The sequence below is a fragment of the Thioflexithrix psekupsensis genome (genome assembly GCF_002149925.1).
In the GTDB taxonomy this organism is placed as follows: Bacteria; Pseudomonadota; Gammaproteobacteria; order Beggiatoales; family Beggiatoaceae; genus Thioflexithrix; species Thioflexithrix psekupsensis.
In genome coordinates this window covers 214,048-238,018 of record NZ_MSLT01000018.1, presented here as the reverse complement: position 1 = coordinate 238,018, position 23,971 = coordinate 214,048, and the positions used below count along the sequence as shown (strand labels likewise).

The 23,971-nt window shown below is 42.1% G+C and carries 19 protein-coding genes and 1 tRNA gene; 13 read left to right on the top strand and 7 right to left on the bottom strand.

The window, feature by feature from the left end:
• Nucleotides 1–10 precede the first annotated feature (10 nt).
• The 3 genes from infC to TPSD3_RS11425 form a co-directional block, all read right to left on the bottom strand.
• The gene (gene infC, locus TPSD3_RS11435; RefSeq protein ID WP_086488671.1) at nt 11–541 is read right to left on the bottom strand and encodes a translation initiation factor IF-3; all 531 of its coding nucleotides are present in this window, start codon (nt 539–541) and stop codon (nt 11–13) included.
• Nucleotides 542–555: 14 nt separating this feature from the next.
• Nucleotides 556–2,463, bottom strand: coding sequence for a threonine--tRNA ligase (thrS, locus tag TPSD3_RS11430; protein ID WP_086488670.1), 1,908 nt, complete (start codon nt 2,461–2,463; stop codon nt 556–558).
• Nucleotides 2,464–2,565: 102 nt separating this feature from the next.
• Nucleotides 2,566–2,640: transfer RNA gene (locus TPSD3_RS11425), tRNA-Val, on the bottom strand.
• Nucleotides 2,641–2,804: 164 nt separating this feature from the next.
• On the opposite strand from TPSD3_RS11425, the gene TPSD3_RS11420 reads away from it, so the two are divergent.
• The 5 genes from TPSD3_RS11420 (at nt 2,805) to TPSD3_RS11400 (ending at nt 6,750) form a co-directional block, all read left to right on the top strand.
• Nucleotides 2,805–3,572, top strand: coding sequence for a hypothetical protein (locus tag TPSD3_RS11420; protein WP_086488669.1), 768 nt, complete (start codon nt 2,805–2,807; stop codon nt 3,570–3,572).
• Nucleotides 3,573–3,846: 274 nt separating this feature from the next.
• Nucleotides 3,847–4,503 (top strand): hypothetical protein, encoded by a 657-nt coding sequence (locus TPSD3_RS11415; RefSeq protein WP_140048544.1) that lies wholly within the window; start codon nt 3,847–3,849, stop codon nt 4,501–4,503.
• A 262-nt stretch (nt 4,504–4,765) separates the two neighbouring features.
• On the top strand, nt 4,766–4,942 hold the full coding sequence (locus TPSD3_RS11410) for a rubredoxin (RefSeq protein ID WP_086488667.1): 177 nt from the start codon (nt 4,766–4,768) through the stop codon (nt 4,940–4,942).
• Nucleotides 4,943–5,054: 112 nt separating this feature from the next.
• On the top strand, nt 5,055–6,071 hold the full coding sequence (locus tag TPSD3_RS11405) for a thioredoxin family protein (RefSeq protein ID WP_176329854.1): 1,017 nt from the start codon (nt 5,055–5,057) through the stop codon (nt 6,069–6,071).
• A 217-nt stretch (nt 6,072–6,288) separates the two neighbouring features.
• The gene (locus tag TPSD3_RS11400) at nt 6,289–6,750 is read left to right on the top strand and encodes a DUF4388 domain-containing protein (RefSeq protein ID WP_086488665.1); all 462 of its coding nucleotides are present in this window, start codon (nt 6,289–6,291) and stop codon (nt 6,748–6,750) included.
• A 47-nt stretch (nt 6,751–6,797) separates the two neighbouring features.
• Here TPSD3_RS11400 and TPSD3_RS11395 read toward each other — a convergent pair whose 3' ends face one another.
• Complete coding sequence (locus TPSD3_RS11395; RefSeq protein WP_086488664.1) at nt 6,798–7,967, bottom strand: sensor histidine kinase; 1,170 nt, start codon at nt 7,965–7,967, stop codon at nt 6,798–6,800.
• 266 nt (nt 7,968–8,233) lie between these two features.
• Between TPSD3_RS11395 and TPSD3_RS11390 the strand changes: the two genes are divergently transcribed.
• Entirely contained in the window at nt 8,234–8,494 is a 261-nt protein-coding gene (locus TPSD3_RS11390; protein WP_086488663.1) for a hypothetical protein, read from the top strand.
• 131 nt (nt 8,495–8,625) lie between these two features.
• On the opposite strand, the gene TPSD3_RS11385 is transcribed toward TPSD3_RS11390, so the two are convergent.
• Nucleotides 8,626–9,675, bottom strand: a complete 1,050-nt coding sequence (locus tag TPSD3_RS11385; protein WP_086488662.1) for a cytochrome-c peroxidase — start codon at nt 9,673–9,675, stop codon at nt 8,626–8,628.
• Nucleotides 9,676–9,923: 248 nt separating this feature from the next.
• Here TPSD3_RS11385 and truA point away from each other — a divergent pair, with 248 nt between their 5' ends.
• From truA to TPSD3_RS11365, 4 genes are all read left to right on the top strand, one after another.
• Nucleotides 9,924–10,703, top strand: a complete 780-nt coding sequence (gene truA, locus TPSD3_RS11380; RefSeq protein ID WP_086488661.1) for a tRNA pseudouridine(38-40) synthase TruA — start codon at nt 9,924–9,926, stop codon at nt 10,701–10,703.
• Nucleotides 10,704–10,733: 30 nt separating this feature from the next.
• Nucleotides 10,734–13,223: a heavy metal translocating P-type ATPase gene (locus tag TPSD3_RS11375; protein WP_086488660.1), complete on the top strand. Its 2,490-nt coding sequence runs from the start codon at nt 10,734–10,736 to the stop codon at nt 13,221–13,223.
• A 273-nt stretch (nt 13,224–13,496) separates the two neighbouring features.
• Nucleotides 13,497–15,017: an aldehyde dehydrogenase gene (gene adh / locus TPSD3_RS11370; protein ID WP_086488659.1), complete on the top strand. Its 1,521-nt coding sequence runs from the start codon at nt 13,497–13,499 to the stop codon at nt 15,015–15,017.
• 106 nt (nt 15,018–15,123) lie between these two features.
• Entirely contained in the window at nt 15,124–15,498 is a 375-nt protein-coding gene (locus tag TPSD3_RS11365) for a DUF779 domain-containing protein (protein ID WP_086488658.1), read from the top strand.
• Here TPSD3_RS11365 and rnt read toward each other — a convergent pair.
• Both rnt and pyrC read right to left on the bottom strand, forming a co-directional pair.
• Nucleotides 15,495–16,148: a ribonuclease T gene (gene rnt, locus TPSD3_RS11360; protein ID WP_245391583.1), complete on the bottom strand. Its 654-nt coding sequence runs from the start codon at nt 16,146–16,148 to the stop codon at nt 15,495–15,497. The two genes, TPSD3_RS11365 and rnt, sit on opposite strands and share 4 nt — an antisense overlap.
• Entirely contained in the window at nt 16,121–17,167 is a 1,047-nt protein-coding gene (gene pyrC / locus TPSD3_RS11355; RefSeq protein ID WP_086488657.1) for a dihydroorotase, read from the bottom strand. Before pyrC ends, rnt begins: the two co-directional genes overlap by 28 nt.
• A gap of 188 nt (nt 17,168–17,355) precedes the next feature.
• Here pyrC and TPSD3_RS11350 point away from each other — a divergent pair, with 188 nt between their 5' ends.
• From TPSD3_RS11350 to rpoS, 3 genes are read left to right on the top strand one after another with little or no spacing between them, the layout of a single operon-like run.
• Entirely contained in the window at nt 17,356–22,158 is a 4,803-nt protein-coding gene (locus TPSD3_RS11350) for an ATP-binding protein (RefSeq protein ID WP_086488656.1), read from the top strand.
• Nucleotides 22,159–22,214: 56 nt separating this feature from the next.
• Nucleotides 22,215–22,952 carry a peptidoglycan DD-metalloendopeptidase family protein gene (locus TPSD3_RS11345; protein ID WP_176329853.1) on the top strand — a complete coding sequence of 246 codons (738 nt, stop codon included), beginning with the start codon at nt 22,215–22,217 and terminating at the stop codon, nt 22,950–22,952.
• Between the two features lie 33 nt (nt 22,953–22,985).
• Nucleotides 22,986–23,945, top strand: a complete 960-nt coding sequence (gene rpoS / locus TPSD3_RS11340) for an RNA polymerase sigma factor RpoS (protein ID WP_086488654.1) — start codon at nt 22,986–22,988, stop codon at nt 23,943–23,945.
• Nucleotides 23,946–23,971: the final 26 nt, after the last annotated feature.

Here is a 23,971-nt window from a genome sequence, read left to right as displayed (position 1 = left end):
GGAAAAATTTTTAGTTGTTAGTCTTTTTCGGTCCTAAAACCATGACCAATTGCCGACCTTCGATTTTCGGGAATTGTTCCACAATTCCGTATTCAACTAAGTCTTGCTCAATCCGTTTTAACAGTTGTTGTCCCAAATCTTGATGGGCCATTTCTCGACCGCGAAAACGTAAGGTCACTTTGGCTTTATCGCCTTCTTCTAAGAAGCGCATCAGGTTGCGTAGTTTGACCTGATAATCGCCTTCATCGGTACCGGGACGGAATTTAATTTCCTTCACCTGTACTTGTTTTTGTTTTTTCTTGGCCAGTTGACGCTTTTTATTTTGCTCAAACTGGAACTTACCGAAATCCATAATACGGCAAACAGGCGGCTTGGCTTGGGCGGCAATCTCCACCAAATCCAATCCCGCTTCTTGAGCGTATTGCTGTGCCTCTCGATTGGAAACAATTCCGACTTGTTCCCCTTGGGCATCGATTAAGCGAATTTTCGGCGCGGTGATTTGTTCATTCAGGCGCGTCGGCTTGTTATTTTCGGCAGCGATGGCGTATTTTCCTCCTAAAGATAAGGTGACAAGTCCGCATTCAAGCGTTGGACTAGGGAATCAAGCGTCATGCTGCCCCAATCTTCGCCGCTGCGAGTGCGAACGGTAATGTGTTGATTTTCAACTTCTCGCTCACCAATAATGAGCAAAAAAGGCACTTTTTGCAAGGTGTGTTCTCGTATCTTAAAACCCACTTTTTCATTTCTCAAGTCGAGAATGGCGCGGAAGCCGTGTTGTTCTAACTGAGATTGCACTTGGGTGGCATATTCGGCGTGTTTATCGGTAATATTTAATACAGCGATCTGCGTGGGAGCTAACCATAAAGGGAATGCGCCCGCGTGTTCTTCGATTAAAATACCAATAAAACGTTCCAACGATCCCAAAATAGCACGGTGTAGCATCACGGGAACTTGTCGGCTGCCGTCTGCGGCAACGTACTCTGCTCCCAAACGGCCGGGCATAGAAAAATCAACTTGAATTGTGCCACACTGCCAGACCCGTCCGATAGAATCTTTTAACGAAAATTCGATTTTCGGCCCATAAAACGCGCCTTCACCGGGCTGTAATTCCCATGGTAACTGTTTGTTATTCAAGGCCAAAGCGAGGGCTTGTTCTGCCTTATCCCACACTTCATCACTGCCCACGCGCTGGACAGGACGGGTGGAGAGTTTGATTAAAATCTGTTGGAAACCAAAATCGGCATAGACTTTAAATAATAAATCAATAAATGCACTGACTTCGTCTTGAATTTGGTCTTCGGTGCAGAAAATATGCGCATCGTCTTGCACAAAATTACGCACGCGCATTAAGCCGTGTAACGTTCCTGAAGGTTCATTGCGATGACAAGAGCCAAATTCGGCCATACGCAACGGCAAATCGCGGTAACTGTGCAGGGCTTGATTGTAAACTTGAATATGACAAGGGCAATTCATGGGTTTTACGGCATAATCTCGATTTTCCGATTGGGTCGTAAAAATCATGTCGCCGAATTTATCCCAATGCCCTGATTTTTCCCACAAAGAACGATCAACCAGTTGTGGCGTATGCACTTCTTGATAGCCATTTTGGCGCAATACGCGACGAATGTAGGCTTGAATCGTTAAGTAAACCGTCCAACCTTGATCGTGCCAGAAAACCATGCCGGGGGCTTCTTCTTGCACGTGAAATAAATCGAGTTGTTTACCTAATTTACGGTGATCGCGCTTTTCGGCTTCAGCCAAGCGATGCAAATAAGCATCTAAATCTTTTTGACTTGCCCATGCGGTGCCGTAAATGCGTTGTAACATTTCATTTTTAGAATCGCCGCGCCAATATGCGCCCGCTAACTTCATGAGTTTAAAGGCTTTTAATTTTCCCGTATTTGGCACATGGGGGCCGCGACACAAGTCGATAAATTCACCTTGTCGATACAATGAAAGTGTTTGATCGGCGGGAATATCGGCGATAATTTTGGCTTTATAAGTTTCGCCCATGTCTTGAAACAGGGCAACCGCTTCGTCGCGTGACATCACTTCGCGCTGAACGGAAAAGTCTTTAGCGGCTAATTCGCGCATTTTTTCTTCAATGCGCGTCAAATCATCCAGCGAAAATCCCGCTGGATAAGCAAAATCGTAGTAAAAACCATCTTCAATCACAGGGCCAATGGTCACTTGCGCATCGGGATACAGGGTTTTAACCGCTTGCGCCAATAAATGCGCACACGAATGGCGAATAATTTCTAAGCCTTCGATGTCTTTATCGGTAATCAGGGTCAAATCGCTGTCTTGTGTGATGGGCGTTGACGTATCGACTAACTGTCCATTGAGTTTGCCTGCTAAAGTGGCTTTAGCCAGACTTTTACCAATATTTTCTGCAACTTGGGCGACAGTAGGCGAGTGCGAGAAGGGTTTCTGACTTCCGTCGGGTAGGGTAATGATGGGCATTGGAAAATTTCCGTCAATCGAAACCGTCCGCTGTATGATAGCGATTCAGCGAATACTTTGCGTTATTGAGAAATGGGCGTGTTTATTGGGCGTTTCTGGAGATGGTAGGCGCGAGTGGGATCGAACCACCGACCACCACCATGTCAAGGTGATGCTCTACCACTGAGCTACGCGCCTATAGTGTATCTAAGACGCGCATTGTAGCGGCTTAAAGGGGGGATTGCAAGTTTTTTTTGGGGGAAGATTGTGAAATATTTATTGTAAAATGCTAAAATAATGTAGTATAATCGCCTTGCAGATTAGAATATTACATTATGGAGAGATTATCAGGAGAAATATGTATGTACAAAATTTTGTACAGAAAAGCGTTAATTGCTTGCTACCCCATGTTTTATACCACATTACTCATGTTCAGCCTTGTGTCCAGTGCCAATTCGCTGGAATTAATCAGTTACTCCGAAGATATTAGTGACATAAAAGATTGTAAGGATATTAACAAATTTGATGACTATTTGCCAGAAAACATGGTTTTCATTTCAAGCAAAAAGTTTATCCCACTTTCGTGCGTATCAAAATCAAGAAGAGAGTATCAATCAAGTTCCATCTTTAGATTTCTTACTGATACTTTTCAGTACTTTAAGTTTCCTCTGACTGAAGTCAGTGTTTTTTTGACTGAAAAGAACACTACAGCTAAAATCACTTTCATTAGTGATGCCACTACGATGGACAACAATTCTGTCCTCAGCAAGGAAGATGTAGAAGATTGGTTTCATGTACTTGATAAACTCGAAACCAACGGGGAACAACTGTGGAAAAGATATGGTGCTTACGGCACATTGGAATATGTGCAATCAATTGGGATTTTATTATACACAAATATTGAGTCGCACAAAAATGCGATTTTATTTGTGAATTTTGTATATTCTAGCACCGATAGGGACATGACAGGTCAAGTTTTGCTGGGATTGAATGTTAGAGCAGAAAGTAAAGACCTTATAGGGGAGCATATTTTCTACACTACTGGTGGCCCAATAATTAATTTCATAGAGAAAAACGTAATTGGAAGTGTGAAAAATATTCTTCCAATTATCCTTGAACTGAAAAAGTAGTTTTTTAGCAGTATTCGTTCAATCGAATCTCTATTTTGATTTTCCTTTAGACTTCAAGCAAATTATGGAGAAAACTGTGGCGGAATATACAGAATTACTTTAATTAATTCCCTCTCTCGCAATATCCCGTGGTGTTTTACTGACTGATTACATGATTACAAGGATAGAGTATGAGTCAATCAATGGAGAACGCAAACCTACACCCAGGTATATAGTGGAAAAAACGACTCCTCTGTGTCAGAATGATGATCACTCAGTTCTATCTGGGGAGTTAATGTCTTTCGATTTACTGGATTCTTACATAGAGAATGAATATCCTGATGATGTAAATGGAAAAAGTTTCCATGTAAAATATGAAAAATTGCCAGAAACAACAGCACTGGAGAAAATGGTAAAAAACATATACCGAATTTTAACCATTTATAGAAACGCTTTTGTTCATCATCGCTCCTCAATACAGGACAATGGTAGTCGAACATCTCTTGAGTTTACTCACCTCTCTAAAAATTATAAACTAGAAATATCTAATTCCTCGCTCAAAGAGATAGATTCTTTTGTAATGACGTATCTTTTACGTATTGTAGATTACAGTGATTTATATGTTGAATGTTTACTTTTGGGTAGACATGACTTCATAGTTTCAGGGATAGCCTCATTTCAATATGGAGATATTGGAGAACTCATTTCAGTACCCTCAGGAGATAAAATTGGATTCAACACTAGATACAATCATTCCATAGAAGAAGACGGTATAGATGTGAGTGGTGATCCTGTTAAGTTTTTAATAGAGATTCAAGATAAAGCGAGATTCCCAACAGATATAATTGTTACCCTAAATAATGATAAGTATGCTGTCCCGACAGAAATGTTATCTGAGGAAAAAACTATATCTCGTTCGCTTTTTGAGAAGTTCAAAAAAAAGTCTGGTTGATTTTATGCTTGAAATCTCATCTAAGCATACTTTGAGCCGTTGGGTCATTTAGTAGAGTTTAAATAGAAGAATGGTTATAAGTTTATAAATCACATTGCAATTGTTGTCAACACTTGCTAGAATGTGTAAACAACCTTAATTTGAGGCAAATAAAGGCCGCTTTGTCAAAAAGCGGTTTTTTTATTGGGAGGCATCAGAAGCCCCCAAAAAAACCGCTCTCCCATTCCAATAACCACATTATCATACAACTGAGGCGTTAAATATGACAGAACCTTATAAAAATTATTTGTGCGTAGTTTGCGGTTTCATTTACAGCGAAGAAAAGGGACTACCCGAAGAAGGCATCGCCCCCGGCACCCGTTGGGAAGATGTCCCTGAAGATTGGTTATGTCCCGATTGTGGCGTAGGTAAAAGTGATTTTGAAATGACGGTGATTTAAGTTAAAATTAATATCTCTTATTGACTTATTTTTAGCTTTTTTTAATGGTAGAGAATAATAAACAATGCTTGTGATATTATTCTCTGCTGCGTTTTTTTGTAAGGAGGAAAAAATGCGCTATTTATTATCTTTATTATCGTGCTTATTGTTTTGGACATCGTTATCAGCCATGCCCAATGCGGATTCTTCTTTTCTACATCATCCTCCCTATACTTTAGCGGATTCTATTTCTTCCGTTAAAACGGATCATTCTCCTGTTATTTTGTTATTTTTTACCCATACCGAATGCGCATTATGTGCTTATATGGAGCGGGTTTTATTTCAAGATAAAAAATTAGCCAATTTCTACCAAACTCATTTTACTGCTTTTCGTGTTCCATTGGACAGTGAGATAGAACTTGTTGATTTCAATAAAGAAAATATCAGCACCACTAAACTGGCGCAACGTTTTGAAATCAGTACAAATCAACTGCCTGTGTCTATTTTTCTTAATGCGCAAGGGGAAGTGTTATATCGTTTCCAAGGACACACGCAACGCCCAGAAGAATATCAATGGTTAGGCGAATGGATATTAAATCAAGGGGATAAAAGTGAAGAAGCTTTTGCCGCTTATCGTCAACAACGTTATCGAGAATCTTCTGCTGAAAATTTACTACCAGCAGCCGAAGCTTCTCATGCTTTTTTTGACTCCACTTTTGGCGATTTACAAGAAGAATTAAGCCATGTTAAAGAAGAACAAAAAGCGGGAATTTTATTATTTTTTGAAATGGAAAATTGTCCTTTTTGTCAGCGAATGCGAGAAACTGCATTAATCGACCCTAAAGCACAGACTTTTTATCGTCAGCATTTTAAAAGTTTTGCGGTTGATATTTTAAGTGACGTGGAATTAACCGATTTTGACGGCACGACCATGACGCAAAAAGCATTCGCACAACAGCATCGTGTGCGGGTGACTCCTGTGGTTATTTTTTATGATGCGCAAGGGCAAACTTTATACCGTCACAGCGGCATTATTACCGACTCACAAGAGTTTATTTGGCTGGGCGAATATGTCGTCATGGGGGGGTATAAAAAAGAGAATTTTGCCACGTTTAAACAGGCAAAACGCCACACTTTATCCACCCAATAATCTATATTTTCTGGCGATTTTAGTGTGCATTGCACAATAATTACCCTGTGTCGCACTTTTATTGTGCAATGTGCTTGGGTGGGTTAATGATCGTCTGTAAAAAATAAGCTGTTAAAACAATAAGATAGTTTGGAAATTGCCTAAAGTAGCACGATGGTATGATTTTTGCGCAATGCAGAATCGCGTCCCCAAAAATCCATTTTGTGATGAGGTATACATGATGCGTGTTCAGACTAAACCATTATTAGCATTCTCTGGCCTAATGGCGACTTTAAATCAGCTTTGCAATCAAGCTAAAACGGGAACTTTTTTTATTTCTACTGAAGACAATCGAGCCGTTAGTTTTGTTTTAAAAAACGGACAAATTATTTCTTGTTCTTATGGTCATTTTCGAGGAGAAATGGCTTTACCTTATATGCGTCAAATTCAAGCGGGCAGTTATGCTTTTTCAGAGAAAGTATTTTTTTCCCTAATGGATGAACAACATTTGCCTGATACGGCTGAAATTTTTGCGCTTTTAAATTATCAAGATTATACGCCACCTATGATGCCATCTGAAACCAGCGAAAAAACTCAAATTTATCGTGGCATTACTCTTTCTCAATCTCCAAAAAATGCAGATGTCATTTCACATCGTAAATCACGTCGAATTTATCGCGGACAAATCTTGGAAAATTAAACACACTTTTCTTAACCACTGCGTGCCTAGCGGAACATCAGAAAATATCATGTTCCACAGTGCGTTGCAGTGGTTTTCAGCGGCAGAGTAAAATGGACACATGCCCCCCCGCGTGGTGTTTGTGATTCTATCCATAACTCCCCACCGTGTGCCTCAATTAAAGAGCGACAAACCGCCAAATTCATGCCTAAACCTTCGGCTTTACTGCTGACAAATCGTCTAAATAATTGCTCGAATAATTCTGTCGCAATCCCCGGCCCCGTATCAGACACTTTAATTTCGATAAAATGGGATTGTTCTTGTGTTTCTATCGTGATTTCTCGCACGGTTGCTGCATGACTATAAATCGCCTCTGCGCTGTTATAAATCAAGTTTAATAACACTTGTTGAATGCGATAATAATCGATTTCTATTAATGGAGATGGATCAATCAGTTTTAATTTTAGCTCTATCGATTGTCGCAATAAATCCCGTTTAACAATCTGCTTTGTTTCAACAATTAATCCGTTTAATTGGGTCGGTTTTTTTAATAATCGTCCTCGCCGCCCCCATTCACGAATATGACGAATAATATTCGCCGTTAATTTGGCATTATGAATAATGCGAGAAATGGTATGTTTTAATTCTTCTTTAATAGGTTCTGGGCGTTCTAATAAACGTTGTGACACTTCGGCAAAACTTAAAACAGCAGTTAATGGCTGGTTTAATTCATGCGCCATCATGGTGGTCATCTCACCAATGGAACTTAAACGAGAAGTGGTGGCAAAATGGCGCAACGCTTGCTGCACATTTTCCTCATAAATGCGCTCAGGAATAGAGAATGTCTGATTCATCGAATGGGTCAATTGCCAATAATTTTTTAACCGCATTTTTAATAATGCCGAATTCATGTCTAATGGCCAAGGCAAATAATCCGTAATTCCCGTGTTAAATAAATCCAATAATTCATTTTCAGACAACGGTCTTCCCAACAGCAGCAAAGGCAATTGCGGCGCGTCAGATCGCCACCGCCGACAAACCGCTAGGGTATTCTCGTTGGATTCAAATTCTGCCCAAATGATGCCGCGCAATTCTGATAATTTTATGTCAGTAACACTATCTAATGCGTGACGACATTCAATGTGTACTGCGAATTCGGTCAAAATCTCATGTAAACAACGGTTTTCCTTCAATGTGCCACTGTGCAGCACTAACCACTTGGCGATGGAGTCTGTCATCCTGCGTCACTGTCCTGATGATGAAATGTATTTTTAGCACAATAAGGGTTTTTATTTTTTTCTCAATCCACAGTGTCCCCGCAATTCTGAATTTAAACCCAACCCAAATCCTCAAGAATACCACTGATCTCAGCAATCACATAAAGTATTCTTGATATTTTTGCACAATCCGATAAGCTGGACTTTCCATACCGCGATCCGGTCGCTAACCTATTAGACGGGCGCAAATGGAGAAACCAATAAAGTTTTAAATCAAAAAGGAGTTAATGGTGAGTTATTGCATTAAAGTGCGTTGTTGGTATTGTCGGGATATTTTTCCTATTTCTATACAGCCTAATGAACAGCAAGATAAATTGTTATCTTTACTGCTAGAATGTCCAGAATGTCAGGAACAAGGCGCATTAACGGTGTATCGTCAACAATTGGGTGATGTGGCGATGGTGAACGGGCGCGCACCCTTATCTTTTGCCGAAATTCCGCCTGCGCAATTGGCAGAACATGTGTTTGGAGCAAAACAACCCGTGTAATTGGCAATGCAAAAAACCGCTCCCCCACAACAGAAATAAAACAGGGGCAACATAACACAATTATGTCACCCCTGTTACTTATCGCCATTGACGTGTTTAAGAAATAAACAGTAAAACTTCAATCGTTATTCTTATTTATCAGCCAAAGGCAATACTGTCGTATTGGGAGTGGGGGGTAAACGCGGCATGGTTTGCACGGGGAATTCTCCGGTTAAACCGTTTAAAAAAGCCACGATATCCGCGGTTTCTTCAGCAGATAAGTCTTTGTTTAACTGCGTTTTTGCCATCACACGCACCGCTTCGTCCAAATTGGCAACCTTACCATTGTGGAAATAAGGCGCAGTTAAAGCCACATTGCGTAATGTGGGTACACGCCACATATTTTTATCACTGTCTGCTTTGGTGACTTCATAACGCCCCGGATCGGACAATAAATCATATTTCGCATCATATTCGCTGCCCGCAAAAGTCGGGAATTTCATAAAAAAGCCCTGTCCCATCGGTAAATCAGGCCCACTGAAATTTGCACCAGAATGACACGCCACACAACCTGTGTTTAAAAAGGTTTCCATACCGCGAACTTGTTGTTCATTCAACGCTTCTTTTTCTCCTTTGACATAACGATCAAAGGGTGAATTAGGCGTGATTAAAGTACGTTCGTAAGAAGCAATGGCTTTGGCCACATTTTCCATAGAAATCGCGGGATCAGATTCAGGAAATACCGCTTTAAACAGCTCCACATAACCAGGAATTTGATTTAAACGCGCCAACACTGCCGCGTCGTCATCCATTGCCATTTCTACCGGGTTGGTGATAGGGCCAACCGCTTGGGCTTCCAACGACTCGGCGCGACCATCCCAAAATTGCACCGATAAAAACGCCGCATTCCACACCGAAGGCGCGCCCCGTCCGCCGCGGGCATCGTGTACTCCAACGGAATTGGGACGATTGTCTTCGCCACCTGCCATCACATTGTGGCAAGAATTACAAGAAATCGCGCCATTTTTGGACAAACGTGGATCGAAATATAATGTTTTGCCCAGTTCAATTTTCGCTTCGCTTTGTGGGTTATTTTCTGGAATCGGTGGTTGTTCGGGTAGGGCTTGCCACGGCGAGGCTTGCGCTACAGCTACGGACAACAGTAAAGCACCGGTTGCACAGGTCATCTGCCATTGTTTCATCTCATGGTTTCCTTTTATTTAAACACTTAGGAGCAAGCACGGTATCTAATCCTTTATCGATTAACATTTACATAGGTTAAATTATGCCGATGTAATGGTAATTCAATGAAAACTGCACACTCGGTTTGAACTCAGTTATAATAACGGGTTTCAAAATAGGTTTTGAAGAAACGATTAGCTTGTTTTTTATCTGCATTTAAACAGCTATTTTATTATTGGCATATCTTGAGATGATTTAATTTATTTTTATGAGAATTGCTTTAGGTGTGGAATATAATGGCAGTCCTTATTGTGGTTGGCAGTATCAAGATGACGCGGACAGTGTGCAAGCCCAGGTTGAAGCCGCATTGAGTCGCGTAGCAGATCACAAAGTGACGGCGATTTGTGCGGGGCGTACGGATCGCGGTGTTCATGCCGTGTCCCAAATCATTCATATTGATGTTCATGTAGAACGTAGTATGCGCGCATGGGTTTTGGGTGGAAATGTGAATTTACCACGAGATATTGGCATTTTGTGGGCGCAACCCGTCAGCGAACAGTTTCATGCGCGTTTTTCAGCCCGCGCACGCCATTATCGTTATCTTATTTTAAATCGTATGGTGCGGCCGGGGCTGTTGCACCATCGCGTCACGTGGGAACATCATCCTTTGGAGGTAGAATTGATGCAAACCGGAGCCAATTATCTCCTCGGCACGCATGATTTTACCTCTTATCGTGCCGTAGGCTGTCAAGCTAAAAATCCAATAAGAACCGTGCATTATCTAACAATTCGTCGTCAACAAGAATTGATTGTGGTGGAGATTGGTGCGAATGGTTTTTTACATCACATGGTACGTAATATTGTTGGTGTTTTACTAAAAATCGGCCGTCAAGAATGTCCACCAGAATGGGCAAATACGGTGTTATTAGCCAAAAATCGCACCGCAGGTGGCATGACCGCACCTGCGCATGGGTTATATTTTTATGGAGTGGATTACGATGCGCCTTTTCATTTTCCTCGTCCTCCTGTGATCTTACCTGTTTTGTAATTTTTAAATTGTTAAGTGGAAAATTGCCTTATGACTTCTTGTTTCCATTGTGGTTTGCCTGTCCCTGAAAACAGTGATTTTACCGTGATCGTGGATGGCGAAACCCAATTGATGTGCTGTGCGGGTTGTCAAGCTGTCGCACAAGCGATTGTTGACAGTGGTTTATCCAGTTATTACCGCTACCGCACCGAAAACGCTCCCACCGGCCGCGAATTAGTCCCCGAATTCTTAAAACAAACCACCCTTTACGACAATCCCACTATTCAACAGCGTTTTGTCAATGAAATTGGTGAACATGAACGCGAAGTGTCTTTGATTTTAGAAGGCATTACTTGTGCGGCTTGTATTTGGTTGAATGAGCGTCATTTGCGCACTTTACCCGGTGTGCGCGAGGTGCAGATGAATTACGCCACGCAACGCGCTCATGTGCGTTGGGATAGCCGAGAATTACAATTAAGTCGTATTTTACAAGCGATCAGCGAAATTGGTTATTTAGCCCACCCCTACGATCCCAAACGACAACAAGCATTGTTAGAACAAGAACGTAAACAACAATTGCGCCGTCTCGGTTTAGCGGGGGTGTTGGGATTGCAGGTGATGATGTTTGCGATGGCGGTTTATGCCGGAGATTGGTCAACAGGAATCGAATATGAATTTCGACAATTGTTTAATTGGATCAGTTTGGTGTTGACCCTTCCCATTTTATTGTATTCGGCACAGCCTTTTTTTAAATCTGCGGTGCGCGATTTAAAACATGGACGAATTGGGATGGATGTTCCGGTTTCGGTGGGTTTGACTTTGGCGTTTGTGGGCAGTGTGTGGGTGACATTTACGGGGCAGGAAAGTCATGTTTATTATGATTCGATTGCGATGTTTACTTTTTTATTGTTGACCGGCCGCTATTTTGAATTTCTCGCCCGCCAACGTAGCGCACATGCCGCAGAGACTTTAGTACAAATGGTGCCGACGTTAACCACCCGTTTAGACACCAACGAACAAGGGCAAATTCAAGAAATAGAAGTGTTAGTCGCAGAATTACAGCCCGGTGATCGGGTGTTAGTTCGTCCCGGTGAAAGTATTCCTGCCGATGGGGTGATTATCACGGGGCAGTCGAGTATTGATGAATCGTTGTTGACCGGCGAAAGTTATCCGATCACTTGTCAGCCCGGACATCCCGTGGTGGCCGGTACGATTAATATTGAAAGTCCATTACAAATGCGGGTGGAAAAAGTCGGACAAGATACGGTGTTATCGCATATTTTGCGCTTATTAACCCGGGCGCAAAGCGAAAAACCCACATTAACCTTAGTGGCGGATCGGGTGGCCAGTTGGTTTTTGGGTGGTGTGTTACTTTTATCTATTGCGGTGGCGTGGTATTGGTGGATGGATGGGGGACAAGATTGGTTAGCGGTGACGTTAGCGGTGTTGGTGGTGACGTGTCCTTGTGCTTTGTCTTTGGCGACTCCCACGGCGATTACTGCGGCCACCAGTGCCTTGACGCAAGCCGGTCTATTAGTGACTCGTGGCACAGCGTTGGAAACCTTAGCCCAAGCCACACATTTTATTTTCGATAAGACAGGCACGTTGACCGCTGGCCGTTTAGCCGTGCAGCAAGTCCATGTTTTTTCAAATAAAACTGAGTCCGATTGTTTGCAATTCGCTGCTGCTTTGGAACAACATTCAGAACATCCCATTGCTAAAGCGATTTTAACCCGTGCGGGTGAGTACACTTTAACGGCGCAATCTGTGGTTAATACGCCCGGATCGGGTTTACACGGTGAGATTGCGGGAGAAATGTGGTATTTAGGCACGCCGTCATTTATCGCAGAGCAGACCCATTTATCGGTGACTGACAGTCAGGCCTTGCAAGCGGGTGGGGATACGGTTGTTGTGTTGGCGACAGGACAACAGGTGTATGCGGCGTTTTTGCTGGCCGATGAATTACGCGAAGGCGCGGCCAAGTTAATCGCTGACTTGTATGCTCGCGGTCATCGGGTTTCCTTATTGACGGGAGATCATGAGGCCGCAGCCAAACGGGTAGCCGATGCCGTAGGAATTACAACAGTGCAATCCGGTTTAAAACCCGATGATAAATTGGCTTTTGTTCGAGCGTGTCAAGCATCGGGGGAAGTGGTGGCCATGATTGGCGATGGTGTAAACGATGCGCCGGTATTGGCTCAAGCGCAAGTGTCGATTGCGATGGGCGGCGGGACGCAAGTGGCGCGTGCCAGTGCGGATATGATTTTATTGTCTGAACAATTGTCGTTGTTATCCAAAGGCGTTGTACAAGCCAAGCGAACCTTGGTGATTGTACGGCAAAATATTGCTTGGGCGATTGGTTACAACGTATTGGCATTGCCGGCGGCGGTCATGGGTTACGTGTCGCCTTGGATGGCGGCTTTGGGGATGTCGTTGAGTTCTTTACTGGTGCTGTTGAATGCGATGCGCTTATTGGAAAAACGGGATACCAAAAAGCCAACTGAAACACAAAAAAATAGCTTACTCCCTACTTCACAATAGAAATTAAAAAAAGCACTGTTTCAAGTTTAATACACCATGAACTCATTTTTTAACCGCCCTGTCACAGAACAGTGACAAACAAAAACCGTTATTAGATATTGACATATTTTAGAATATCGGTTTAAAATCAACATAATAAAGTATCTTTTTGGTTTTGGTATGTATTTTGTTATAAATACTGTGCAGTGATTGTAAATCAAAATGAGCATGGTCGTGTCATTTGTTTTACGATTCTTCTCATCAGCCTCTTCACCACTAAAGGTAAAATTTACTATGTTGTATGCACAGCCAAACCAAGACGGCGCAAAAGTTCATTTTAAACCCCGCTACGGCAATTACATCAACGGACAATGGCAGGCTCCGGTTAAAGGCGAGTATTTTGAAAATCCTACCCCTGTGACGGGTAAAAACTTCTGTGAAATTGCGCGTTCTACAGCAGAAGATATTGAATTGGCATTGGATGCGGCTCACGCGGCAAAAACGGCTTGGGGACGCACTCCCGTCGCACAACGCGCCAATGTTCTCTTAAAAATTGCCGACCGCATGGAAGCCAATCTGGAAGCTCTGGCAGTCGCAGAAACGTGGGACAACGGTAAACCCATTCGGGAAACGTTAGCGGCTGATGTACCTTTAGCGATTGATCATTTTCGCTATTTTGCCGGTTGCATTCGCGCACAAGAAGGCACGTTGAGCGAAATCAGTCCCGATTTGGTCGCCTATCATTTCCATGAACCGCTTGGCGTTGTGGGACAAATTATTCCTTGGAATTTTCCCTTGTTGATGGCGGCTTGGAAAATTGCACCGGCCTTGGCGGCGGGGAATTGTATTGTATTAAAACCCGCTGAACATACGCCTGTTTCCATGTTGATTTGGGCTGAGATTGTGGGCGATTTATTGCCGCCGGGCGTGTTAAATATTGTTAATGGTTTTGGTCTTGAAGCCGGTAAACCACTGGTCACCAGTTCACGTATTGCTAAAATTGCCTTTACTGGTGAAACCACCACGGGGCGTTTAATTATGCAATACGCCTCGCAGAATATCATCCCTGTGACTTTAGAATTGGGTGGGAAATCGCCCAATATCTTTTTTGAAGATGTCATGAGTCAAGATGATGCCTTTTTAAACAAAGCCTTAGAAGGATTTACTTTATTTGCGCTGAATCAAGGCGAAATTTGTACTTGTCCTTCGCGGGCTTTGGTGCAAGCGTCTATTTACGATGCGTTTATCGAAAAAGCCATCGCTCGCGTGCAAAAAATTCGGCGCGGCAATCCCTTAGACACCGATACCATGATCGGCGCGCAAGCTTCCACTGAGCAGATGGAAAAAATCATGAGTTACATTGATGTGGGTCAACAAGAGGGGGCGACTTTATTAACTGGCGGACAACGTTGTCAATTGGATGGAGAATTGAGTTCTGGATATTACATTGAACCCACTGTATTTGCAGGACACAATCGTATGCGTATTTTCCAAGAAGAAATTTTTGGCCCCGTATTGTCGGTGGCGAAATTCCACGACGAAGAAGAAGCCTTGCATTTAGCCAATGATACTTTATACGGTTTAGGCGCGGGAGTATGGAGTCGGGACGGCAGCCGTGCTTTCCGCATGGGACGAGAAATCCAAGCCGGACGAGTCTGGACAAATTGTTACCACCTGTATCCCGCACATGCTGCTTTTGGCGGATATAAACAGTCCGGTATCGGACGCGAAACCCACAAAATGATGTTGTCTCATTATCAACAAACTAAAAATTTATTGGTCAGTTATGATCCAAATGCTTTAGGATTTTTCTAATCGCTAACCACGCCCATTTTTAAGTATTTTAACCATAAAAATACTGGGAACAGATTGCATTAAGTTTGGGGGAATCATTTGTTCCCCCTTTTTTTGGAGAAATCGCATGAGCAGTGAAAAAGTAATTGCCACAGAAGCCGCGTTATTATTAATTGCCCAATTAAAGAGCAAACATGGTGAATTAATGTTTCATCAATCGGGAGGTTGTTGTGATGGCAGTGCGCCTATGTGTTATCCCGCTGGTGAGTTTTTTTTGGGCGAGAATGATATTAAATTAGGCGAAATTGGCGATTGTCCATTTTATATTGGCGCGGCTCAATATGAATATTGGCGACATACGCAATTGATTATTGATGTGGTGCCGGGGCGCGGTGGGGCGTTTTCTTTAGAAAGTGCGGAAGGAAAACGCTTTTTAACGCGATCTCGTTTATTTGGAGAAGATGAAATAACAGACACGCCCATGAGATGCCAACCGCATTAAAAAACCAATTGCAACACTTGCTTACGCCACGTATTGACAAGGGTGCAGAATAATTCTGCGGTGCGTTGGGCATCGTATAAAGCAGAATGGGCTTGTGCATTATCCCATTCTAATCCTGCACATTGTGCTGATTTTGCCAACACCGTTTGTCCTAATATTAAACCAGATAAAGTTGCCGTATCAAAGGTGGTAAAAGGGTGAAAAGGATTGCGTTTAATTTTTGTTCTTTCACTGGCGGCATTCACGAAATTTAAATCGAAAGTTGGATTGTGTCCCACTAAAATGGCGCGATTGCATTCATAACGTTTTAAGGCTTCTCGAATGGGATTAAAAATGGCTTTTAATGCCTCTGATTCGGAGACGGCAAAACGAAACGGATGATAAGGATCAATGCCCGTAAATGCCAATGAAGCTGAATTTAAATTAGCCCCCGCAAACGGTGACACATGACAATGAACATGCTCTCCCGGATACCACCAACCTTGTCCGTCTAATTCCAAAATAATCGCCGCAATTTCTAATAACGCATCCCGTTTGGCATCAAAGCCCCCCGTTTCTACATCCACCACCACAGGCAAATAACCACGAAAACGTTGATTTACCGGTAAATTAACGACATCCATTAATTGCATGAATTCACCAACTGCCATTGAATCATTTGCCCCGCCCGCAAAGGAATCACTTGGTCTTCACCAAATTGGAAATAATCAGCCATTTGCCACTCTTTTCTTTCTAAGGTAATGGTTTTTTTATTGCGCGGCAAACCATAAAAATCAGCCCCATAAATACTGGCAAAACCTTCTAATTGTTCCAAAGCATTCACCGAAGCAAACGCTTCTGCATAAAGCTCAATGGCCGCAGGCGCACTGTAAATTCCCGCACACCCACAAAGATTTTCTTTGGTGTGTCGAGCGTGTGGCGCGCTGTCTGTGCCTAAGAAAAATTTAGCACTGCCACTGGTCGCCGCTTTTAATAAGGCTTGACGGTGTTGTTCTCGTTTTAAAATAGGCAGACAATAATGGTGAGGACGCACTCCCCCTTGAAAAATTGCATTGCGATTCATTAATAAATGATGCGCGGTAATGGTGGCTGCTAAAAATGCGTCTTGTTCAGAAACAAATTGAGCCGCTTCCTTAGTCGTGATATGCTCTAAAACGATGGGTAATTCAGGAAAATCTCGCCGTAAAGGGGTTAAAACCCGCTCAATAAAAACCGCTTCTCGATCAAAAATATCAATATTGGGATCGGTGACTTCACCATGAATTAACAAAGGCATTTTTATTTTTTGTAGGGTTTCTAAAACAGAGGTGATTTGTTTGATATTCGTCACGCCACTGTCTGAATGGGTGGTTGCCCCCGCAGGATAATACTTAACCGCGTAAATTTGTTGCGTGGCTTTGGCGCGAATGATTTCCTCTGTTTTTGTATTGTCTGTTAAATACAAAGTCATCAACGGGTTAAATTCGCTTGTTTCAGGCAATGCCGCTAAAATAGCCTCACGATAACGCAATGCCGCCGCCGTATTGACGACAGGAGGCTTGAGATTGGGCATAATGATTGCCCGCGCAAAACAACGTGCGGTTGCCTTTATCACATCACGCATCGCCTGCCCTTCGCGCACATGCAAATGCCAATCATCGGGTTGGATTAAAGTACAATATAGCATCATTTCTAAATCATCGGGTTAAAAATTAGAACAATTAGGCTCAGTTGGCTTGTTTTACAGTAGCAAAAATGATGTTTTTTTGACACAATAAGCCGATCATCAAGAATACCAAGCTATCGAGTGGGCTATTATACTGAATTAGCGACATTCACATCAGTCTTTTTAATTTTTTATCTACGTGGCTTACCACAATGAAATTACGCTATAAATTATTAATTGCTTTTTTTATTACGACCAGTTTAACGGGAGTATCGACAACTATTTTTGCGATTTACTATTTTTCTTCCGTGATTCATCAAGAAGCATTAGATAGTATGAAAAAATATATTGAAGTCTCACAATTAGTTTATAACACTCAATTGGAAGAGTTAAAAAATTTTAGCCGAACGATTGCCAATAATCGTGGTTTTGAATTATTTGCAAGAATTAAAGTGACCGAAAAGTTAGAACAATTATTACATCAATATTCTAAAGAATTACCCCATTATCATATTCAAGTATTTGATAAAAATTTAGTGCGGATCGCAGAATCAGGATTAGATCAATTACCCACTTTACAAGAGCATTTATCTTATTTACCGCCCACCACATTATTAGAAAAGGCGGCTGATTTAGATAATAAAGAATCTTTTGCCAGCGTTGAATCAATTACTTTTGGGCAAAATATGTTTTTAACGATTTCTGCCGCCACGCCGATTATCGACAGCTCGGAGCGAGTGGGAACGTTATTAGTGCGTTACGTGTTAAAAGAAGCCCCTCCATTTACGCAAACTTTAGAAAAAATGTTAGGAATCCGTGTGATTCTCAGTGCGTATGAAGAACAGTCCAATTCCAATTTGTCCTCCCATTTTTTTCAATCAGAATCCACAATTGGTTGGAATAACCAACAATTTACAAATAATTTAAAATTAGGTGAATTCCTTTCTTATAATTTACCCTTATATGATCTTGATGAAAAAGTGATTGCTGTTTTAGGCATTCATGTGCAAACAGATCGTTATGTCATGGCCATTCAACAGGCTGTGTTTAATTTAATTAGCCTAATGGCTTTATGTGTCACTGTGGCATTTATTTTGGCTTATTTAATGGCACATAGTGTTTTAAAACCATTACGGCAATTGTTACGTGGCGTGGAAGGCATTAGCTCGCATGATTTTGTGAATTCAGCCCAACAATTATCAAATCGTTCTTGGCATGATGCTTTACCCATCAATCGCAGCGATGAATTAGGCACATTAGCCGAAGCATTTAGCTTAATGGCACAACATTTACAACAATCTTTTGCCGCCGTCGAAGAACGCAATGTTGAATTGCAACAGTTAAATCAATTAAAAGATGAATTTCTCGCTAATACTTCTCACGAATTAAAAACACCCATTCAAGGCATTATTGGCCTCGCTGAAACATTACTCGATAATAAAGAGTTATCTCCGAATCAACAGAAAAATTTATTAACCATTATTCACAGTGGTTATCGTTTATCTAATTTAGTGAATGATATTTTAGATTTTTCTCGTTTGCGCCACCGTGATATTGAATTGAATTGTCAGGCGGTTAATTTTCGCAGTTTAACCGATGTGGTTATTATTTTAAGCAAACCTTTATTGGAAAATAAACCCGTTAATCTTAATAACGCGATTTCTAATAATTTACCTTTAGTGTATGGTGATGAGAATCGTCTACAACAGATTTTGCATAATTTAATTGGTAATGCCATTAAATTTACCGAAAAAGGCGACATTACGGTCAGTGCCACGATTCGCTCTAAATCGCATGATGTGGTGATTAAAGTGCGCGATACGGGCATGGGCATTGCGACGGACTCTTTACAGCGCATTTTTGAAGCCTTTGAACAAGCCGATGGCTCGACTTCGCGCACCTATGGTGGGACGGGATTAGGTCTGGCTATTACTCGTCGTTTAGTGGAATTGCATGGCGGACAAATTTGGGCTGATTCCACTCCCGATAAAGGCAGTACTTTTTACTTTTCTTTACCTCTAGCGCGCAATCAAGAAGTATCTACAGAAATCACCAGCAGTCGCATTAATTCTATATTAAGCACCCCCATATTATTATCTGAACCCGCTTTACAAGAAAAACAAGACGAAAATAATCATGGAGAAAACGCACCCGCACCTTATTATGCTGCCCATATTTTAGTGGTTGATGATGAGGCGTTAAATCGGCGGGTATTAATGAATCATCTCCATTCTCATCATTATCGCGTCACAGAAGCCAATAGCGGTAAAGTGGCATTAGAATTATTAGAGAATGGATTGCAACCTGATTTGGTATTGTTAGATGTCATGATGCCTAATATGACGGGGTATCAAGTCACCGAAATTTTACGCCAACGATGGCAAGCCGATGAATTGCCCATTGTGTTATTAACCGCAAAAAGCCAAATTAGCGATGTTGTTTTAGGATTAGAAACAGGTGCCAATGATTATCTCACTAAACCGATTTCTAAAGAAGAGTTATTAGCACGATTAAAAACACATTTAAATTTACGCGAATTAAGACAAGAAAAACAACGCTTAGAATTTCGCCAAGCCCAATTCTTAGAAGCTATGCCCATTGGTGTGAAAATTTTAGAAGTCAATGGCCAACCTTATTATAATAACAGTCAAGCGGCATTGTTAGGTTTAGATTTTTCTTTGCCTGCCAATAATGAACCCATTAAAAACCTCTATCGTAGCGGTACAAATAGCCTTTATCCGTCTGAACAATTGCCGTTATTAAAAGCGCAACAAGGTGAATCGGCTTATGCGGATGATTTAGAAATTCGTCGTGATAATCGTTGCATCGCATTAGAATGCTGGTCTGCTCCTGTATTTGAAAATGACAATATTCATTACATTATTGCCACATTTCAAGACATCACCGCTCGCAAACAAGCTGAACGAGAATTGCGCGCTAATGAAACTCGTTTTCGTCAATTAATGGAAGCCATGAGTGCTGCGGTGGCCATTGTGGAAGCCGACGGTGCCGTGTTATATAGCAATCCAGCCACCGAAGAATTAACGGGCTATTCCACCACCGCCTTGCAACAATTAAAATTATGGGAATTGGTGCATCCTAATTATCGCAATAAAGTGATTACCCCCAAACAGATGCGATTAGATGATAAATTTTTACCGGTGCGTTATGAATTGCCGATTATTAATTATCAACACCATATTCGTTGGCTGGACATTACTGCTCGCAAAATTGATTATCAAGGCAAACTGGCACTCATTATTAATGCGTTAGACATTACTGAACGCAAAACCACCACAGAATTATTAAATAATATTGCCGCAGGTTTAATGTCTTATACGGGAAAAAACTTTTTATTGTCTTTGGTGGAATATTTGGTTCATACTTTGCAGGTGGATTGTGTGTTTATTGCGCAATATTTTCCCACGCAATATGGCGAACAAATGACGGTTGATTTTATTAGTGCAGGACACAATGAACCGCATTTAGAAAAATTTACTTATCAATTAAAAGGTACAGCTTCTTTTGAGGTCATTCAGCATCGACATTTATATACTTGCCAAGAAAATGCGTGGCAATATTTCCCGCAAGATTTATTGTTGCAATCGTTGGCCGCAGAATGTTTTATTGGCACGCCATTATTGAGCGCAAATGGTAATTTACAAGGTTTAATGGCTATTGTGAATTGTCAACCTTTAGAAAATTATACGCTGCATGAATCGGCATTGCGCATTTTTGCCGCTCGCGCCGCCGCCGAATTAGAACGCCAAGCCGCATTGGAAACGTTGGAAGCAGAACGCGCTTCATTAGCCGCCCATGTGCAGGAACGCACCTCAGAATTAAGCCGCGCTAATGTTGAATTAGCCCGCGCAGCCCGTTTAAAAGATGAATTTTTGGCCAATATGAGCCATGAATTGCGCACGCCATTAAATGCGATTTTAGGCTTATCTGAAGCCTTGTTAGAAGGCGCATTTGGTAGCCTGAGCGAAACGCAGCATCGCTCTTTAGCGGTTCTATTAGAAAGTGGGCGACATTTATTAGAATTAATTAATGACATTTTAGATTTGGCAAAAATAGAAGCCAATAAAATTCAACTGTGTTTAAGCGAAGTTTTTATTAAGGAAGTATGCGAATCTTCTTTGCGCCTAATTCAAGAAATGGCCAGCAAAAAGAAAATTCATTTATATTCCAGCTTTGATCCTGAAATTTCTTTGGTCAGTGTCGATGCCCGTCGTTTAAAACAAATTTTGGTTAATTTATTAAGCAATGCGGTGAAATTTACGCCCGATGGCGGTAAAGTTTATTTAACCACAAAAGGCTTTAAAGATACCCAGAAAATAAGCATCAGTATTAAAGATACAGGGATTGGAATGCGGGCTGCGGATTTACCGCGTTTATTCCGTCCTTTTGAGCAATTAGATGGGGGTTTAGATCGGGCGCATGAAGGCACAGGATTGGGTTTGGCATTGGTGCAGCGTTTAGTCATTATGCACAATGGCACCATTGAAGTCGAAAGCGAATTAAATCAAGGCAGTTGTTTCACCATTTATTTGCCCTGGATTGTTCCAGAAATGGAAACACCCGCTGACATGCAAAAAAATATCCCTGTAAAAACATTGTCCACTTTATCGCCCACAGAAGAACATGCCAAGATTTTATTGGTCGATGATAATCCGATTAATGTTAAAACATTTGAAGAGTATTTAACTGCGGTGGGTTATCACATTATTGTGGCGCATGATGGAATTGATGCGCTTGAGAAAGTGGAATATGTTGCTCCTGATTTGATTTTAATGGATATTCAAATGCCACGTATGGATGGTTTGACGGCGTGTCGAGAATTGCGCGCCCAAGAAAAAACTAAAACCATTCCGATTATTGCACTGACTGCTTTAGCCATGCCCGGTGATCAAGAAAAATGTCTCGCCGCAGGTGCAAATGAATATTTAAGTAAACCTGTGCGTTTACCTGAGTTGGTGAAACTAATTAAACAATTATTAACGCCGCAAAATTAATCTTAATTCTTGGGAATTTTAGCGTGTTTAGATGTTATTTATTAGGGATGGGAATAATGATGGGTGTGTCTCTGCTGGGTTGTACGGTGGTGACTCCAGAACCCTTGCCACCTTATGCCCTCGTCAGCCCACAAGAGATTGAGATGGAAAACGTTAATTCCCTAGCCCTTCCCACTTTTCACACTGTGCAGGCTGGGGAAACCTTGTCAGTGATTGCGCGGCGTTATGGTATGGCATGGCAACAGATTGCCCGTTTAAATCAATTGTCCCCGCCTTACCCACTGAATATAGGGCAAAAATTGCGTTTACAAACTGGGGCAACTCCCATTGCCAGTTCCCGTAAACAAGTAGCCAGAGATTATGCCCAACCCGACCGCGCCACATTCAGCCAAACCCAAACCCAACGCGGAAGCTGTAGTCCTGCGGTAAATTGGCAGTGGCCGACACGCGGCGCAATACGTCCCAGTGTGTCTGAAAGTGGGCGTAAAGGTATTCGTATCGCAGGAAAAACAGGACAAACCATTCGCGCTGCCGCCGCAGGTCAAGTGATACACAGTAGCGACGGATTGCAAGGGTATCGCCATTTGATCATTATTCAACATAATCCTGCCTTTTTAAGCGTCTATGCCAATAATCAGCGTCGTTTGGTGCGCGAAGGCACACGAGTCACCTCTGGACAAGTGATTGCTGACATGGGCTTGGACAATCAACAACAAGCCGCTTTACATTTTGAGATTCGTTGTCAAGGTAAGGCCGTTGATCCTTTGCCTTATCTCCCCAACATATCGCGTTAATGATTGTACCTAACACGCCAAGTGAGGTTCGCTATGGACGAAGATGATGTAACGGCAACAATTGACGATGGTGACATCGAACTCGGTGAGGGAGATGATGAATTACCTCCCGAAGAAGACGATAGCACGCTGGTGCAACACGTTGCTACAGTGGACGATACGGAGCGTGACGCAACACGGTTGTATTTAAATGAAATTGGGTTTTCTGCTTTATTAACCCCAGAAGAAGAAATTCACTACGCCCGCCTCGCACAACGCGGCGATCAAGCCGCCCGCAAACGTATGATTGAAGCCAATTTGCGTTTGGTGGTAAAAATTGCGCGGCGTTATATGAATCGTGGTTTGGCGTTATTGGATTTAATTGAAGAGGGTAATTTGGGTTTAATTCGGGCGGTGGAAAAATTTGATCCTGAACGGGGATTTCGCTTTTCAACGTATGCGACATGGTGGATTAAGCAAACGATTGATCGGGCTTTGATGAATCAAACCCGCACGATTCGTTTACCCATTCATGTGGTGAAAGAGATTAATGTGTATTTGCGGGCGGCGCGAACCTTGTCGCAACAGTTGGATCGAGAGCCGACTTCGGAAGATGTCGCACAACTCTTGAATAAGCCTGTAGAAGAAGTGAAGCGAATGTTGGGATTAAATGAGCGGGTGACTTCAGTGGATACGCCGCGTACAACGGATTCAGAAAAATCGTTGTTAGACACTATTCCTGATGAGCAGCATGTTGACCCTTCTTTGTTATTACAAGATGAAGATGTGATGCGTCACGTGCAACTGTGGTTGTCACAGTTGAACGAAAAACAACGCACCGTACTAGAACGTCGATTTGGTTTAGACGGTGATGAGGTGGCGACTTTGGAGCAGGTCGGTTATAAAATCGGCATCACTCGTGAGCGAGTGCGCCAAATTCAAATCGAAGCCCTAAGACGCTTACGCGAAATTTTAGAACGGGAAGGATTTTCAGGAGAGGCTTTATTTAAGTAATTTAAGTCCCTTCTCTTCACTTAATG